This window comes from Shinella sp. SUS2 (genome assembly GCF_001262505.1).
Taxonomy (GTDB): Bacteria; Pseudomonadota; Alphaproteobacteria; order Rhizobiales; family Rhizobiaceae; genus Shinella.
In genome coordinates, this window is sequence record NZ_KQ410752.1 from 1 (window position 1) to 16,550 (window position 16,550).

Sequence of the window (16,550 nt, forward strand, 5' to 3'; positions counted from 1 at the left end):
GAAACACCGGTCAGAGCTGAAAAGCCCCCACGATCAGTATCTTCCAGCTAAAAGGACACTTGACGCATAACCTAAGACCTCCATCCGCTGGACGAGTATCGCGCGATGATGGTTTTGCGCGAGCAGGGGCTCGACGAGGAGGAGATCGCCGCTCGCTTCCACATCTCGGTTGCAACGGTGAAGCAGCGCCTCCGCCTGGCCTCGGTGTCGCCGCGCCTGCTCGAACTCTATGGCGATGACCAGATGAAACTCGGCCAGGTCATGGCGTTTTCGATCACCAAGGATCATGCCCGGCAGGAGCAGGTCTGGGAGACGGTTTCGCGCACGCAAAACACCGACCCCTTTTATATCCGCCGGCTGCTCACCGAAACGGCGATCCGCGCGAGCGATCGCCGTGCGGTCTATGTCGGCATCGAAGCCTATGAGGCCGCCGGCGGCATTGTCATGCGTGATCTCTTCGAGCAGGACAACGGCGGATGGCTCCAGGATCCGGCGCTGCTCGAACAGCTCGTATTGGAGAAGCTGACGGCTGATGCCGAAGCGCTGAAGACCGACGAGGGCTGGAAGTGGGTCGACTCCGCCATCGACTTCCATTTCGGCCACGCAGCCGGCCTTCGCCGCTTTTACGGAAAGCAGCCGGAGCTCACCGAGGAGGAGCTGACGCTTCATGACGCCCTGACGGCAGAATTCGAAAAGCTCAACGCAGAATACGAAGCTGCCGACGACTATTCGGCGGAGACGGAAGCGCATCTCGACGATCTCGACGCCCAGCTGACGGCGCTGAAGGAGCGACCCTTTATCCTCGATCCCGAGGATGTCGCTCGCGGCGGCGCCTTCATCTCGCTGGCCGGCAACGGCGAAGTCAGAATCGAGCGCGGCTTCGTCCGGCCGGAAGACGAACCCGTCGTCGAGGCGGAAGAAGGCGATAGCGACGAGCAGGATGGTGACGATGGCGATGATGGCGACGAGGCCGCCGCGGAAGGTGGTGGTGTGACGATTAACGGCAAGTCCGTTGGTGTCGAGGAACCGGACGAGGACGACGGCAAGATCCGGCCGCTGTCTGAACGCCTCATCGAGGACCTGACCGCCGCCCGCACGCTTGCGCTCAGGAATGCGCTCGCCAATGAGCCGATGATGGCCTTCATCACCGTGCTGCACCTGCTCGTGCTGAACACCTTCTATCACTTCCGCACGGCATCTTGCCTGGAAATCACGGTGCAGCATTCGGTCTCGACCAAGACGCAGGGCCTTTCCGACACGGTCTGGGCGAAGGAGATCGAACAGCGCCAGGAGAACTGGGGACACGATCTCCCTGGCGACGCCGATGCGGTTTGGGCCTATCTGATCGCCCTCGATCATGACAGCCGGATGGCGCTGTTTGCGCATTGCGCGTCGACGTCGCTGAACGCCACGATCCAGCAATGGAACCGCCGGACCAGGGAAAACCAGCATGCCGTGCAGCTGGCCCAGACGATCGGGTTCGGCATGGTGGGTGCGGGCTGGACGCCGACGGTCGAGAACTATCTGGGCCGCGTGACCAAGGCGCACATCCTGCAGGCCGTTCGCGAAGCAAAGGGCGATCAGTCGGTCCAGCTTATCGATCACCTGAAGAAGCAGGACATGGCGCGCGAAGCAGCCCGGCTGCTCGACGGTAGCGGATGGCTCCCCGAAGTGTTGCGCTATCCCGCCGACGAAGTCGCTGAGGAGGTCGGGACTGCCGAGACGAACGATGCGGTGACCGTCGATGACAAGGCCGTCGAAGCCGGCGACGTCGTGCTGCCGGCCTTCCTGACCGAGGAGCTGGATGGCGAGCAGACTGCGGCCGACGCTGATGACGATCAGGACGGGCATCTCGAAGCCGCGGAATAAATCCTCGGACCACCAACGATCGATCCAGGGCCCGGACGTCGCGCCGGGCCTTTCTGTTTCTCGAAATTCGGAGACGAACATGTCTGCCATGACCATCTACGAACGCGCGCCGATCGGCGCAATGATCTCCTTTCGCAATTCGGTTCCGCGGCCATCCGACGAGGACGCCGATGCTCTCGCCGCCTGGAAGAAATGCAATGGTGCCGGTTGGCTCGTGCGATGCACGCCGCCTCGTTCCAGCATCATCTGGTCGACGGCAGGCGCGATTTCGCTCCTACCGGGCGAGTTTCAAATGGACCTCGATGCTGCGATCGCCGCCTGCGAAGCCTTCCCACTCGATAGCGATCTTTCGTTCGAGATTGTCCGTCGCCCCCTCGCCGGCGAAGTTCGTGTCCTTCAGGAATACGGCGCCCACAGCATCCTGCTCTACCTTGCCGCAAACATGGCCGACGCTCGTCGTTGGGTCGAAGAGAGCGGTCACATCAATATCCGGCTCGAGGAGGTTTGCGTCGAGGAAATCTGCGCGGATGTTGTCGAAGGGAGGGTGGCGTGATGTTGAACGATATCACGCGCGCGGTGATCGTCCCTGACGCAGCCCGTCAGGATTTCCTGCCAATCCTCTTCGGCCCTTCGCACCTGATCGTCGCCGAGAATGCCGTCTATGCCTGGATGGAAAGGCTTAGCCCTCTCGACTATCGTGGCGGTTGCTGGGGCTTCTACGAGCACGAGAGCAAGCCGCTTTTTCTCGCACCAAGATCCAGGAAACGTTTCCGGATTACCGGCGATGTAACCTGCTTCCAGGGCGAGGTCTCCGCCGAGGCCGCCGGGATCATCGCCACGATGTTCGCCTTCTCGCACCTGTCATTCCAGTTTCAGTCCGATCGACTCGTCGATGGCTATGAGCGCCTCTACGCCTATTCGGCGGATCATCCCGAGGCCTCGGAGATCTTCCAGGCAATCGACTGAAGCCCACTCGCACGACTGAGGTCGCGGGCGTTCCGCAGTGAGTTGAGACTCAAAGATCGTTTCACACTTCACCAGCCCGGTTGGCGCGATAGCGGCGACCGGGCTCTTTCGTTTCAGGAGCTTGAGATGCCCGCCTACACCATTGAGACAAGCTATCGCCTGCCGGCTTACCGTCATCGCACCTACCAGGCCGACACCGCTGCGCTCGCCTGCCGGCAGGCCATCGAGGACGGTGACTGGTCTGGCGACAAGCTGAGCTACGAACATGCCGGCGAGACTTACGTGTCCGGCATATGGAGCGGGGTCGATACCGCCTATTCCGGCCAGGCAATCCCTGTTCCCTCGCACTTTTCGGAAACGACCGAGCGAAAGGTCAGGCACTTCGAAATCCTGCTTGGGCTGCTGAAGCTTCTCCTCGCTGACGTCCAGGCCGGTCGGGCGGCATCGGCCGACTGGATCGAGCGTGCCATTTCCGCCGTCGCGCGCGGCGAGGCGATCCTCGCAGGAGCTCGCGATCCTGACGATCTCGCCGAGGGAGAGCGGCTATGACGCAATACAAAGTCAAAATCGGATTCTGGCTGAGTGCCTATGACGGGTTCACTCTCGAGGCCGATAGCGATGCCGAGGCGATCGAGAAAGCCAAGGCAGCCGCCACGGTGGCCATGGAGGCATCCGATCAGCCGGAACACATCGAGATCGATCAACGGCGTGAAGGCACCATCATCTATATCGATCGCGTTACAGCGGAGGGAACGGAACCCGTCATCGAAAATGTCGAGTTTGACGACGACCGCATCCACCCCGCGCCAGCGCGCTGAGCTTCATCCCTTTTCTTTCCACCAACCCGGCCATCACGCCGGGATTTTATCTTTCAGGAGACGACTTATGAATACCATGATTTCCAGCTCGCCCGCCGTATCGTCCGGCTTCAAGGTCGACATCTCGCGCGGTGAGCGCATCGGCCGTGTATCGTCCGAGTGGTTTTCGCGGCCGGATGACGAGCGTTACCTCTCGCTCTCCGACCTCCACCGCGCGGTCAGCGAGCGCACGGAACGCGCCCGTGTCCGCACCGTCGAGAGCGCGGACATCCGCGTCGAGGCGACACGCGACAACGCCGAGCGCCTTTCCCTTGTCGTTCCCGGCAGCCGTGTGCCCCTGGCGCCGACCCATTGGAGCTATGGCCAATTTTGCAGCCTTGTCGGCGCGCCGGCGAGCTACATGCGCCAGCTTCCCGCGCCGCTTGCCGCGATCAATCTTCAGCACGGGCTGCTGAACCACAGCGCCGAACGGGTCAAGACCCTGGAGATGGACGACGGGCGGGTCGAGTTGCGCGCCGTGACCGGCCCCGAATACGGGCGCATCTGGGATAAAGAACTTGTCGCGGCGGTGATGAGCATTGCCGGCAATGGGACCGGCGACACGATCTGGAAGGTGCCTGGCGTCCTCGACTGGTCGACCATGACGCACAATCCTTTCGTCGACGTGACCAAAGACACGACGACGCTCTACGCCAGTGACAGGGACGTCTTCCTGTTTTTGGTGGACGATACGCACCCCATCGAGGCCGGTCGACTGCCAAATGGTGAGCCGGATCTCTATTTCCGCGGATTCTATGCCTGGAATTCGGAGGTCGGGTCGAAAACGCTCGGAATCGCCAGCTTCTATCTGCGTGCCGTGTGTATGAATCGGAACCTCTGGGGCTGCGAAAATTTCGAGGAAATCACCATTCGGCACTCGAAATTCGCCGCAAAGCGCTTCGCGCACGAGGCCGCTCCGGCACTGATGAATTTCGCAAACTCATCGCCCGCGCCCTTCATCAACGGTATTCGTGCCGCCCGCGAGAGAATAGTCGCCCGCAACGAAGAGGACCGGTCCAGTTTCCTGCGCAAGCGTGGTTTCTCGAAGGCGGAAACCGGCAAGATCATCGACACGGTGCTTGCCGAGGAGGGCCGCCCGCCGGAATCGATTTTCGATTTCGTTCAGGGCATCACTGCCCTCGCGCGCGGAAAAGCGCATCAGGACACGCGCCTGGAACTGGAGGGGAAAGCGCGCAAGCTGCTCGAAAGTGCGGCCTGACCAGATTCCGCTCCCCCAATTGCCCCTTGATCTCATCAGCGCCCGGCCATTGTGCCGGGTGTTCGCCATTATGGAGAACTCAGAATGACCAGCTTTTCCTTTCACGCACAGGTCGCCGCGGAGGCTATCGAAAAGGCGGCCGCCTTTTCAACGCCTCGATCGACGATATTCTCAACGAACTCCTCCAGAACGCACGGCGCGCCGGTGCTACGAAGATCTTGATCGACCAGATCGACGATCCGCGGTTCGGGCAGGCAATCCGCATCGCCGATGACGGCGCGGGCCTCGCCGACCCCCGCTCGCTCTTTTCTCTCGGACGGAGCGAATGGTCGAAGTCTCTGTCTCTGTCCGAAGACGCTGCCGGCATGGGCTTCTTTTCCCTCGCCAATCGCGGAGCGATGATCGTCGCCGGCCAGAAGGGCACGGACCAGGCCTGGGCCATCGCGGCGACACCGGATGCCTTTCACGGCAAGGAACCGGTCACGGTCGACGTCGGTCCGGAGGGGCATCAAGGCTTGACCGTGATCTTCCCGGAGAAGAAGGGCGAGCATTTTGCGACTGCGGTCCGCCGTGCTGCTCGCTTTTTCCCTGTTCCTGTCATCTTCAATGGCGAGGAAATGCCGTCCTCGGACTTCCTCGTCGGAGCGGATCACGTCGAGGAATGGCAAGGAATCCGGATAGGCGTGTTTGGTCGCGACCTGTCTCGCTACCACGATGAGAACGTCAACTTCCATGGCGTGACGCTGAAGATTGGCTTACCGGACTTTCAGCAATCCTGGCATCGCAGCTATTTCGCGCACATCGATGTGGTCGATTGTGCTCACCTGAAGCTCGTGCTTCCGGCCCGCAAGGATGTCGTGCGCGATGCGATGTATGCCGCGCTCATGCGAGAGATCACGCGCCTTTATTTTCGCATGGTCGCAGCCGGCGGTGCGCACAGCTTGAAGTTCAAGGACTACCACTTCGGCCGGACGCTTGGCATCGACCTGAAAGCGGCCGTCCCGCTCCTGCGACCATTTACGCCTTCGTGCGCGGACACGGACAGGATTGTTGTTCTCGCGCCGGAGCCGGTCGAGAGCGAGGCGTTTATCTACGAAGGCGAAGGTCCGCTCAAGGAGCAGACGTTTGCCCGTGCAATCGCGCGATTGGACCGTGCTCCGGCGCACTTCGAACCGCATGACGCGTTTACCGGACACGGCTGGTACGACGCGCTGCCCTGCATCCAGATCAGATCCTACAGGATGGAGATTGACGGCGCGACCGAAGAAAGAGAACCCTTCGATCTCTTCGGCGCAAACGCGCGGCCGGATCGCCTGGAAGTCGTTCTGGACGTTTCGGGCTCGGAAGAGACGGAATGGGTGCTGGAGACCGACCTGATTGTCCAGGGACCTGATCATGGTGCTTTGGACGAGGTGGAGATTCTCGTCACCGAGCGGTCGGCTATCACCCCGTCGGGGCTGACGGCCTTCCTTGTCGATGCGCTTTATTCTCCCTCGGACGATGCGGAAGCCGGCTCCGACGAGCAGCAAGAGCGGTGGTTTTCCGACGAAGCAGAGGATCTGAGCATCGCTTTGCTGGAAACGGCCCACGCTGCAGAATTGAACGCGATCGTGCGTGTCGTCGAACGCGAATTGGTTTGGCGCGTGCATCGCGAAGGAGCGTTCCTGATCAGGATCGACCATCGCAAGATCGCGGTCGAAGGCTTCTCCCCGCCCGACGGCGCGCCGGCATCGGCAGCCGCCACGTCGCACGCAGCGACGTAGCCCTCATCAACGAAGCGCGCGTTCTTCCCATCGACCCGGCCACCGTGCCGGATTTTTTGTATCGACTGAAAGGCAGTCCCATGGCCAATCTCGAAACCCGAATCTACGCCTATCCGCCAATCCCGCTTGCCGATATCACGCCGCTCGAAAAGCTCGTGCTGACCCACGTTCTCGAATGCAGCGAGACCGAAGCTGGGCTTGTCCTGTTCACCGACGTCGGCCCGATCAACCCCATCAATGTGAAACGGCGGGTGCTGCTCGACGCCTTTGGCGCCTCTGCCCCACAGGCAGACAGTGCACTCAATGCCTTCATCGGCAGCCGCATTCTCGCGCTGATTCCGACCTCGCCGGACGGCGGTGATATCGCTGCGGAAATCGATCTGAGCGAATTCCCTTGGCAGTTTGTCGTACAGGATATTGTCGCGCGGTCACCGGGCCTGCCGGAGGTCACGGTGATCCAATGGATGAATCATCCCTCGCAGCGGCTGGAGACTTATGGCGCCAGCGTGTCCCTCATCACCGACAAGGGAATCCATCACGCGACCAGCGAGGATCTGCTGAAGCGGTTCCGTTTACAGGATCGTGCGCTGATGCCGCCGGTCTCGCCGCCTGCGCTGCTAGACGCTGCTCCAGTCGTTGCGCCTCGATCTTTCACCGTTGGCGAGATGGAAACGGCTCTCTGCATCTGGGAGGCGATGCTCTATTTCCGCGGCCTTCACGAGGACCACCACCCGGTTCCCGATGGCGTTGTCCGCATGTCCGAATTGTGGGACGCGACCGGCTGGCAGGCGATGCGGGCTCATGTCCTGGCGATCGTGCCTCTTGCAGAGCAAGCTTGCACCGATCTCTCCGACGCTTTGGAGGAAGGCGGATTTACCTTCGATTTCATTCCCGCTGTCGTCGGTGCGTTGGACTGGTCTGAATACGGGCCGCATCGGGATGGCGAACCCGAGGAATTTCTCGAGACCGTCATGGCGTCGGTCGCTGGCCGCCGACGTGACGTTGCGGCTGAAGCACTCTTCGGCGAGAACCGTCTCGCGCGAAAATCCTGATGCATGGACTTCGCCAGTCTATGACGCGATCAGGCGCTGATCCCGGCCGGGGGCCGGCGTCGCCTCGGATTCCGGCGTCTGCCCGTGGATCATCGACACAGCTTCGGTGCCCATCTGTTCGACCTCGACCACGTCGCTGGCGGCCTTCAGGTCGATACGCCCTCAGATCGGCGTTTCCTTCCGGGGGAGGCGCTGCCGATTCTTGAACTCGACGACGAAAGGCTTTTTCTCAGGCTTCATGATGCTCCGGCTGAATGTGGCAGATGGCTGTCTTCCATCAGCTGCTCTTATTCGCGGGAGCGTGTCAACGGCCTGCGTCGTGAAGTCCACGATCAGGGAATCCGGGGGATTTCGCCATCCCCGACACGCCAGACCCAAGGTGTGATCTCGGGTCTCGTTTCGATCATGTCGGCAAGTGCGTGCTCGTAGTCGTCGCCAGCGCTTGCCGGCACGATGAACATTGCCACCGGCGCTGGCTTTTGTTCCGGCAACGTCACCGACACGATCGGCGCATCGCGCGGAAGGTTGAAGCGCAGGCCCTTCACGCTTTTCCTCTTGAGATGGCTGAGCTTCTCCAGCAGGCGCAATTCATTGATGTCCTCGAAGGGCAGCCAGTGCTCGTTCACCACCATCAACGCGATCTCCTCGACCGATGTGATGCCGGAGGTCGAGATGCCGAAGGTGGCGATGACGATCAGGTGGAACGTCTCGCTGGAGCGCCACAATTCGAGTTCTGTTTCGTAGCGGGCTGCCAGCCGCCGCCAGGCCCGATCCTCGATCATCAGGGGGAACGGCATGTGCCGCACTACGATTCTCTGTCCCTCGCGGGCCGGTGAAAACTCCTTCACCTCGGCGACGATCATCATCAGCTTGCGCGGTCCCGAACCAGCAGCCTGCACGGGTTTCAGCGCGGTGGCGCGCCGGGCGGCGATGCCGTCCTTGTCGTCTGCCTGGTAGACCTCCGGCACATACAGCATGTCGCTGAGTGATCCACCTCTTGCCGTCATTTGCGACGCCGCGTTGATCAAGCTGATGCGCACACGGCCCCAGCCGCGCCGTCCGGCCCAGACAGAACGCCATTCGGTCAGCTCGCCCGCCTCCCAGAGATAGTGAAGCATCGCCTTGAGCGACAGCTTGCGCGGCTCGCTGCGAATAGCTGGTTCCGACCGTTCCGCCGCCGTACCGTCCGCAGCGCGGGGCCCCCGTTTCGTCAGGGAAAAATCGAGCTTCAGGTCGGCTTTGCCGCTGGCGTCGATCTGGATGGCGCTGCCGATGAGCGGCCCGAGGCCGGAAAGCTCATATGGCGGTTCATAGGAAGGACAGGCCGGATCGTGCTCGCGTCCGGTTAGCGGCATGCGTTTTACAAGATACTGGTCGTCCGTTCGGGCGATGTACATCGCAACAGCCGGCTGCCTGCACATGCACATCGGGCGGAGCCGCTCTTCATAGGCTCGTGGAAGAAGCGCGCGGAATTCCGGGGAATTTTCCGAGTATACCGCATCGCCGATCGTGAATGTTCGCACTGTCGCTCTCCCCATCTCGGTCCCAATCCTGCGCGGCGTGGTTGCGTTATACTATCAAAAATCCGTATAGTAAAACTTCCATCGTAGGCTTATCTGATCGGCCGAATGATGGACGCGGCGCGACCGTCCGCATGCAGGAACGTCCCGCGGGAAAGAGATTGGCGCTGTTGCGCGGCCGCACACCGCTGGGAGAAGTTTCTCCGCTGCCCCTTTCGGGCCGCCATCCATTCCAGCCGCTGGCAATCGCCGGCATTGTCCACTCCCCTCGAGCCCGGCCCCGCGCGGGGCTTCTGTAATTCAGGAAGTTCGTATGTCCGAAGTCATTGAAACCACGGTCTACAAATTCGAGGAATTGTCGGTAAGAGCAAGGGAGACCGCTCGCGCCTGGTATCGAGAGGGCGGCTTTGACTATGAGTGGTACGAGTTTGTCTTCGAGGATTTCGGCCGAATATGTGAATGCCTTGGCGTTCGCCTTAAAACGTCGCCGGTTCATCTTGTTGGCGGCGGCACACGGGATGAGCCAAGAATACATTTCACGGGTTTCTGGTCTCAGGGAGACGGTGCGTCTTTCCAGGCACTCTATTCCTAGCGAAAGGGAGCGCCCAGTGCGATCCGGGACTATGCGCCGAAGGGTACGACGCTGCACGGGATTGCCGACGGCCTGCAGGCAATCCAGTGCCGCAACTTCTACCAGCTTCGGGCCGATGTCAGCCATCGCGGGAACTACTATCACGAATATTGCATGGCGATCTCCGTCAGGAGAGAAAGTCTCAACTATCAGGACATGACCGCTGACGCTGAGGATACGGTCATCGAGGCTCTTCGCGATCTCGCCCGATGGCTCTACCGCCAGCTCGAGAACGAATACAACGCGCTGACCTCCGACGAAATGGTCGACGAGACCATCGAGGCCAATGCCTACACCTTCACTGCGTCCGGTCGCCAGTTCGGATAATCCGGCGCCGGGGCTCCTCCCTCTAGATCTGGACGCGAGGGAGAGGGCGGCTGCGGGCCGGGCGGCCCGGCTGAGGTGGAGAGAGTGCACGGTCGCTTGGGCTTATCCCCTCGCGCTCCACGGAATATCGCCGTGAATGATCCTGGCTACCCACGCCTTCGCATCTGCGCGGATGCGAACTGGCGCGCCATCGTGCGCGCCGCCGCCTGCGAACTCGATCGCAGGATCCGGCACGGTCCTGCCTTCCGCTTCGCGCGCAAGCGCTTCTAGCGCTCGATGCTCGCAGAGCATCGGCTCGACCGGCGCGAGCTCGTCAATGCCTTCCGACTTTGACGCCTCACAACCGCGAGATGCTTCGCATCTCCGGTCCCGCTGTCCGGCCGCCGGATTTTGTACCGATGCACAGCGGGTCTTCTCGCATTCCCCTCCTTAAAAAAGGAACTCAACAATGCAGCAGATCGCGACAAACGTACTCAGGACTCGCCCTCGCTTCACCATTGAGGAGCATATGCACAGTTCGAGGGGCATCCCAATCTTCATTTGCGCTATTGGCGACCGAGTCGCCCGCCCCGAATTCGACGCACTCCGAATTCAGGCGCGCAAGCAGGGTGGATGGTACTCCCGTCCCTGGAAAAGCATGCCGGGCGGTTTCGCATTCAAGAATCGTGCCGCGGCCGAACGATTTGCCGAGCCCGCAGGCCCGGACGACAAAGAAGAAACCGATACCGCCCCTGAGCCGGTCCCCTCCATTTCCACGAAACTACGCGGTTTGGCGGACGAAATGGAGTGCGAGATCGAAGCCAGCTTAGCAGAACGCTCGACCAACACGCCGATGCAGCGGTTCTATGCAGCCCTTGCCTGGATCCACGGCAATCGCCTTTTGCGCACCCAGGCCGCTTTGCGTGCGCTCGCCGACGCTCACATCGCGAAGACGGTTCCAACCGAGCTCGCCGATATCGCAAGGAAATCGCAGGTCTATGATCGCTTGGGCACTTTGTTTGATCGATCCTCGGCCGGATACTATGACGTCGGATTCGACACTGGCGCGCCGCAGTGCGACGACCCCGCGGCGCGCGCTCTTTGGCGTCTGATCGGAACCGAAGATTCCATCGATCCCTCAACGGAACTCAAGCAGGACGGCATATCGACATCCGCAGACCGCGCCTCAGAAGATCCCGTAGGCGTGCGCGGATGTGCTGGCTGACAGCTTCGGCCGACACTCTAAGCTCGACCGGAACTGGATCAACGAGTGTGTTGCCGTTGACGGCCGAATTCTGACGCATCTCTACGTCGATATCGACGATCTTTTCGTCGAGGCGGTTTCCGTCGTCTCGACCCGATAGCCGCAGGTGGAGCCAGCATTTCACCTTCCATCCTCCCAATCAGGCCGGTGCTCCGAAAGGAGGATCGGCCTTTCTGCATTCAGGAGAGCAACACGAGCCTGTTCATCCTCGCCTTGCCCTACGCCGCAACGCCAGTCTTCCTGAACTTTCGTTCGGAAGTCGTCGAGCCGACCCGATTCGCCATCGTCTTCTGGGACGGCCCGGGCGACACGCTCTACGCCTTCGAGGACGGGGAAGCGTTCGAACGCCAGCGCGCGGCCGCCGAGCGCAACCTTGTTCATGTGCATGAGCTATCCGCTGAGCAGGCGGCCGCATGGATCGCCGCCGGCCGCAACGCCGTCCTGCACGAAGTCTCGGTCGCCGGCGTCGCGGCTTTCGGAAACCTCAAGCTCGCGCCCGGCTGAAGGCCGGACGCCGCCGCCTCTGCCGCCGAGAGGGAGAGAGAGGCCGGAAAGGGGTGGCCTGGCGGGATTGGAGAGCGCCCCGGCGGCCGGCTCTTTCCCGCTCTCGATGAGGTTTCCCATGAACGCTTTATCCTCCCGCGGCGCGAACGCGATCGCCGTTGCGCCGCGCTCGCCAGAAGAACGCAGCCGTGCGAGCGGCATCCTTGCGGCCGGAGGTGTGCTCCTGCCGCTTCTCGAATCTGGCGATACGATCACATCCGGCCATCTGCGTGCCATCCTTACCACTGAATTCGGCGGCTCGGATGCCGAAGGTTACTGGTCGTGGAAGGACGCCTACGAGGCGGCCGAAGCGGCCCAGGTTCTTTTCCTTCGCAAGTTCGGCTCGGCCATTTCAACCCGGACGAATACACCCGCGGCGGCCCTTTCCATCCTGACGAGGCTCACCGCGCTCATTCCGACACACACGTGCCGATCCGAGGAAAGCCAGAGGCTCCAGCAGTTTTCCACGCCCGTACCGCTCGGCTATGTCGCGGCCCGGGCCGCCGGCATCATGGCGGATGACGTCGTCCTCGAACCTTCCGCCGGGACCGGCCTCATGGCGATCTTCGGCGAGATCGCCCGCGCGCGCCTTATACTCAACGAATACGCTCCGGTCCGCCATTCCCTCCTTGAGCATCTGTTTCCCGGAGCACCGGTCACGCACCACGACGCGGCCCATATCGACGACTATCTCGATCGCGCCGCTCGCCCCACCGTCGTGTTGATGAACCCACCGTTCTCCGCCGGGGTGCATGTCGAGGGCCGTATGACCGATGCAGCATGGCGGCATCTCACCTCGGCTTTCGCCCGTCTTGCTCCGGGTGGCCGCCTTATCGCCATCACCGGCTCCAGCCTTTCTCCCGACACCCCGAAGTGGCGTGACGCCTTCATTCGCTTGCAGGAGCGCGGCACGGTCGCGTTCAGCGCAGCGATCGCAGGCAGCGTCTTCGCCCGCCACGGCACGACGATGGAAACCCGCCTGACAGTCATCGACAAGATTGCGGCTGCCGATCCGACGAAGCTGGTCGCAAGCACGGGTGTCGCACCCGATCTCACCACATTGCTGTCCTGGATCTCCGGCCTGCCGCCGCGCTCGCCGTCGACCGCAGCGAACTCCATAGGCGCGCTGTCCAACGGCCTTCTTCGCGCCTGCGCCGCGAAAATGGCTGCCCGCAAGGCCGCCGAGACGCTACGTCCCGCCGCCGTCACGGGATTGCGGCCGAGCCCCGCGCTCTCTCCCCGCTCACCGAACCGGGCGTCATTGGCCCCCGCGCCTACCCATGACGAGATCGTCGAACTCGCCTACGAGCTACGAGACGCGCCGCCGTCGACGCGGCTGGATGCCGCCGATGGCATCTACGAACCCTACGAGCTCCGGGCGATCCACATCCCGGACGCCAAGCCGCATCCTGACAAGCTGGTCGAGTCCGTCGCCATGGCGTCGGTTGCCCCGCCCAAGCCGAGCTACCGGCCCCATCTCCCCAGGAACGTGATCACTGCCGGCGATCTTTCGGACGCCCAGCTCGAAAGCGTGATCTATGCCGGCGAAGCCCATTTGGGCCATCTCGCCGGTTCTTGGAAAGTCGATGCCTCCTTCGACAATCTGACGGCCGTCACCCCGGAAACCGAAGGCGCGGTGCGATATCGCCGTGGCTGGTTTTTGGGCGACGGCACGGGAGCCGGGAAGGGTCGGCAGGCCGCGGGCATCATTCTCGACAATTGGCTGAAGGGACGCCGGCGGCACGTATGGATCTCCAAGTCTGAGACCCTGATCGAGGATGCCCAACGCGACTGGAGCGCGCTTGGTCAGGAGAAGCTGCTGGTCACGCCTCTGTCGCGCTTCCGGCAGGGCAAGCCGATCAAGCTGGATGAGGGCATCCTGTTCGTGACCTTCGCGACGCTCCGCACGGACGAACGCGAGGGCAAGCGCTCCCGCGTCCAGCAGATCGTCGACTGGCTCTGCGAGGGCGAGGATCATGATGGCGTGGTCGATGAAGCCAGGATCTTCGATGGCGTCGTCATCTTCGATGAGGGGCATTCCATGGCCAATGCCGCCGGCGGCAAGTCCGACCGTGGCGACAAGGCCGCCTCGCAGCAGGGCCGCGCCGGCCTTCGCCTTCAGCGCGCCTTGCCCGATGCACGCGTCGTCTATGTCTCGGCAACCGGGGCATCCGAGGTCGAGTCGCTCGCCTATGCGGAGCGGCTCGGTCTTTGGGGCAGCACCGACTTCCCCTTCGCGACCCGCAGCGAATTCATCGCCGCTATCGAGGATGGCGGCGTTGCGACCATGGAGGTGCTCGCCCGCGACCTCAAGGCGATGGGCCTCTATGCCTCCCGCTCGTTGTCGTTCGAGGGCGTTGAATATGAGTTTCTCCAGCATAGGCTGACCGAAGAGCAAGTCCGCATCTACGACTCCTATGCCGAGGCTTATCAGGTGATCCACAATCGTCTGGATCAGGCGTTGGAAGCTTGCAGCATCACCTCGCCGACCGGCACGCTCAATAAGAACGCCAAAGCCGCGGCTCGTTCCGCCTTCGAGAGCACGAAGCAGCGTTTCTTCAATCACCTCCTGACATCGATGAAGACGCCGACGCTGATCGGCACGATCAACCAGGACGTTGCGGACGGCCATGCCGCCATCGTCCAGCTGATCTCGACGGGACAAGCGATAACCGAACGGCGGCTTGCGGAAATCCCGACAGAGGAATGGAACGACATTCAGGTCGACGTCACCCCGCGCGAGATCGTCGCGGAGTACCTGATGAACTCCTTCCCGACCCAGCTCTTCGAGGAATACACGGACAGCGAAGGCACGCTTTTATCCCGGCCGGTCTATGACGCCGACGGCAATGCCGTCCTTTGCCGCGAGGCCGCTGCCCGTCGTGACGAATTGCTCGAAAAACTCGGCAGCCTGCCGGCTATCCCGACCGCACTCGACCAAATCGTCCAGCATTTCGGGACGGAGAAGGTCGCCGAAATCACCGGGCGCTCCCGTCGTATCGTTCGCCGGGATGGTGATGGTGCCTTTGCACGCTTTGCCGTCGAGAGCCGACCTGGCAGCGCCAATCTCGACGAAACGCGCGCGTTCATGGACGACCAGAAGCCGATCCTGATCTTCTCGGAAGCCGGTGGAACCGGGCGCTCCTACCATGCCGATCTCGGCGCGAAGAACCAGCGCCAGCGCCTGCACAACCTGCTCGAAGCCGGCTGGCGCGCCGATGTGGCGATCCAGGGCCTCGGACGCAGCCATCGCACGAACCAGGCCCAGCCGCCGCGCTTCCGGATGGTGGCGACCGACGTCAAGGCCGAACGGCGCTTCTTGTCGACGATCGCTCGTCGGCTCGACACGCTCGGCGCGATCACCCGCGGCCAGCGCCAGACCGGTGGTCAGGGCATGTTCAGGAGTGAGGATAACCTCGAATCCCAATACGCGCGCGATGCGCTGCGGCAATTCTACAGGCGCGTCCATAGCGGCGCGGTCGCCGGCTGCTCGCTGGAGACCTTCGAGGCGATCACAGGGCTTTCCCTTTCAGACGAGGATGGTGGGTTGAGGGATGAATTGCCGCCGATCCATACCTTCCTCAATCGGATGTTGGCGCTAACCATCGCCATGCAAAACCTCCTTTTCGAGTCCTTCGAGGAACTGCTGGCTGCCCGTATAGAGGGGGCGATCGCCGCCGGCGTCTACGACAAGGGCCTGGAAACGCTGACCGCCGATCGCATGACGCTCAAGGATCGCAAGCTGGTCTACACCCATCCGGTCACGGGCGCGCAGTCGCACCTCCTGACGATCGAGCGCATGGACCGCAATCGACCGATGCTCATCGAGGATGCCCTCCGTCTGGTGGCGCAGGACCCGCGTGCGAAGCTGATGATCAACGGGAAGTCCGAACGCGCCGCAGTCATGGCCCCGACACGCTCGATCATGCTCGAAGACGGCTCGCTACAGCCGCGCGTGGCACTGATCCGGCCGATGGACGAACTGCGCTTCGAGATCAGCCATCTCGAAGAGACGAACTGGGAGGAGGCGGACGAACGGATCTTCGCCGCGGCCTGGAATGCCGAAGTGGCCAGCGTTCCCGAGTTCTCGACGTCGACGCTGCATGTCGTCAGCGGGTTGTTGTTGCCGATCTGGAAACTCCTGCCGCAGGACTATTGCCGGGTCTACCGCCTGCAAATCGAAGATGGCGAGCGCATCGTCGGCCGGGTGATCGCGCCGGCCGGCCTTTCACGGCTGTGCAACAATTTCGGGATCGACCGGAGCGATGTGCTCAACCCGGAGCAGGCGTGGAAATCGGTGGTCGATGGCTCCTCCATCATCAGCCTTGCCGGCGAGATGACGGTGCGCCGCGTCCGGGTCATGAACAACAACCGCGTCGAACTGACCGGCTTCACGGACGGGATGCGCGACTGGTTGCGCTCCATCGGGCTGTTCTCGGAGATGATCGCATGGAAGCTGCGCTTTTTCATTCCGGTCACCGATGACGGTGCTGCGATCCTTTCGTGCCTGATGCAGCGTCATCGCTTGCTCGATGTCGTCAGCCGGCAGTGAAGGAGGAC

General features: G+C 62.2%; 14 protein-coding genes and 1 pseudogene. 14 read left to right on the plus strand and 1 reads right to left on the minus strand.

Features of this window, described 5'->3' with window-relative positions:
• Positions 1-105: 105 nt before the first annotated feature.
• From AKG11_RS29390 to AKG11_RS29425, 8 genes are all read left to right on the plus strand, one after another.
• Positions 106-1,869: a ParB/RepB/Spo0J family partition protein gene (locus tag AKG11_RS29390; protein WP_371260165.1), complete on the plus strand. Its 1,764-nt coding sequence runs from the start codon at positions 106-108 to the stop codon at positions 1,867-1,869.
• Between the two features lie 88 nt (positions 1,870-1,957).
• A complete protein-coding gene (locus tag AKG11_RS29395; protein WP_156334164.1) occupies positions 1,958-2,422 on the plus strand; it encodes a hypothetical protein in 465 nt (154 codons plus the stop codon).
• Entirely contained in the window at positions 2,422-2,835 is a 414-nt protein-coding gene (locus tag AKG11_RS29400; protein ID WP_156334171.1) for an antirestriction protein, read from the plus strand. Before AKG11_RS29395 ends, AKG11_RS29400 begins: the two co-directional genes overlap by 1 nt.
• Before the next feature lie 126 nt (positions 2,836-2,961).
• On the plus strand, positions 2,962-3,384 hold the full coding sequence (locus AKG11_RS29405; protein ID WP_050746503.1) for a hypothetical protein: 423 nt from the start codon (positions 2,962-2,964) through the stop codon (positions 3,382-3,384).
• A complete protein-coding gene (locus AKG11_RS29410) occupies positions 3,381-3,653 on the plus strand; it encodes a hypothetical protein (protein ID WP_050746504.1) in 273 nt (90 codons plus the stop codon). Before AKG11_RS29405 ends, AKG11_RS29410 begins: the two co-directional genes overlap by 4 nt.
• Before the next feature lie 67 nt (positions 3,654-3,720).
• Positions 3,721-4,911: a hypothetical protein gene (locus AKG11_RS29415; RefSeq protein WP_050746505.1), complete on the plus strand. Its 1,191-nt coding sequence runs from the start codon at positions 3,721-3,723 to the stop codon at positions 4,909-4,911.
• Positions 4,912-5,129: 218 nt separating this feature from the next.
• Positions 5,130-6,674: a hypothetical protein gene (locus AKG11_RS29420; protein ID WP_050746506.1), complete on the plus strand. Its 1,545-nt coding sequence runs from the start codon at positions 5,130-5,132 to the stop codon at positions 6,672-6,674.
• An 80-nt stretch (positions 6,675-6,754) separates the two neighbouring features.
• A complete protein-coding gene (locus tag AKG11_RS29425; RefSeq protein WP_050746507.1) occupies positions 6,755-7,726 on the plus strand; it encodes a hypothetical protein in 972 nt (323 codons plus the stop codon).
• Between the two features lie 332 nt (positions 7,727-8,058).
• Here AKG11_RS29425 and AKG11_RS29430 read toward each other — a convergent pair whose 3' ends face one another.
• Positions 8,059-9,249: a DUF1173 domain-containing protein gene (locus AKG11_RS29430; protein WP_050746508.1), complete on the minus strand. Its 1,191-nt coding sequence runs from the start codon at positions 9,247-9,249 to the stop codon at positions 8,059-8,061.
• 310 nt (positions 9,250-9,559) lie between these two features.
• Between AKG11_RS29430 and AKG11_RS29435 the strand changes: the two are divergent.
• The 6 genes and pseudogenes from AKG11_RS29435 (at position 9,560) to AKG11_RS29455 (ending at position 16,542) form a co-directional block, all read left to right on the plus strand.
• Positions 9,560-10,204: pseudogene (locus AKG11_RS29435) on the plus strand (antitoxin of toxin-antitoxin stability system).
• Positions 10,205-10,336: 132 nt separating this feature from the next.
• Positions 10,337-10,474 carry a hypothetical protein gene (locus AKG11_RS29440; protein ID WP_245290287.1) on the plus strand — a complete coding sequence of 46 codons (138 nt, stop codon included), beginning with the start codon at positions 10,337-10,339 and terminating at the stop codon, positions 10,472-10,474.
• Positions 10,475-10,652: 178 nt separating this feature from the next.
• A complete protein-coding gene (locus tag AKG11_RS29445; protein ID WP_156334165.1) occupies positions 10,653-11,408 on the plus strand; it encodes a hypothetical protein in 756 nt (251 codons plus the stop codon).
• Positions 11,398-11,547 carry a hypothetical protein gene (locus AKG11_RS34785; RefSeq protein ID WP_156334166.1) on the plus strand — a complete coding sequence of 50 codons (150 nt, stop codon included), beginning with the start codon at positions 11,398-11,400 and terminating at the stop codon, positions 11,545-11,547. The genes AKG11_RS29445 and AKG11_RS34785 overlap by 11 nt, the downstream gene beginning before the upstream one ends.
• Before the next feature lie 47 nt (positions 11,548-11,594).
• The gene (locus AKG11_RS29450; protein WP_245290288.1) at positions 11,595-11,951 is read left to right on the plus strand and encodes a hypothetical protein; all 357 of its coding nucleotides are present in this window, start codon (positions 11,595-11,597) and stop codon (positions 11,949-11,951) included.
• A 118-nt stretch (positions 11,952-12,069) separates the two neighbouring features.
• Positions 12,070-16,542: a bifunctional class I SAM-dependent methyltransferase/DEAD/DEAH box helicase gene (locus tag AKG11_RS29455; protein WP_050746510.1), complete on the plus strand. Its 4,473-nt coding sequence runs from the start codon at positions 12,070-12,072 to the stop codon at positions 16,540-16,542.
• The last annotated feature ends 8 nt before the right edge of the window (positions 16,543-16,550 follow it).

Bases quoted from the DNA above. Each gene is read 5' to 3' on its own strand.
- AKG11_RS29400 (WP_156334171.1), top strand. From the start codon at position 2,422: ATGTTGAACGATATCACGCGCGCGGTGATCGTCCCTGACGCAGCCCGT.
- AKG11_RS29390 (WP_371260165.1), top strand. From the start codon at position 106: ATGATGGTTTTGCGCGAGCAGGGGCTCGACGAGGAGGAGATCGCCGCT.
- AKG11_RS29395 (WP_156334164.1), top strand. From the start codon at position 1,958: ATGACCATCTACGAACGCGCGCCGATCGGCGCAATGATCTCCTTTCGC.
- AKG11_RS29410 (WP_050746504.1), top strand. From the start codon at position 3,381: ATGACGCAATACAAAGTCAAAATCGGATTCTGGCTGAGTGCCTATGAC.
- AKG11_RS29445 (WP_156334165.1), top strand. From the start codon at position 10,653: ATGCAGCAGATCGCGACAAACGTACTCAGGACTCGCCCTCGCTTCACC.
- AKG11_RS29455 (WP_050746510.1), top strand. From the start codon at position 12,070: ATGAACGCTTTATCCTCCCGCGGCGCGAACGCGATCGCCGTTGCGCCG.
- AKG11_RS29425 (WP_050746507.1), top strand. From the start codon at position 6,755: ATGGCCAATCTCGAAACCCGAATCTACGCCTATCCGCCAATCCCGCTT.
- AKG11_RS29415 (WP_050746505.1), top strand. From the start codon at position 3,721: ATGAATACCATGATTTCCAGCTCGCCCGCCGTATCGTCCGGCTTCAAG.
- AKG11_RS29405 (WP_050746503.1), top strand. From the start codon at position 2,962: ATGCCCGCCTACACCATTGAGACAAGCTATCGCCTGCCGGCTTACCGT.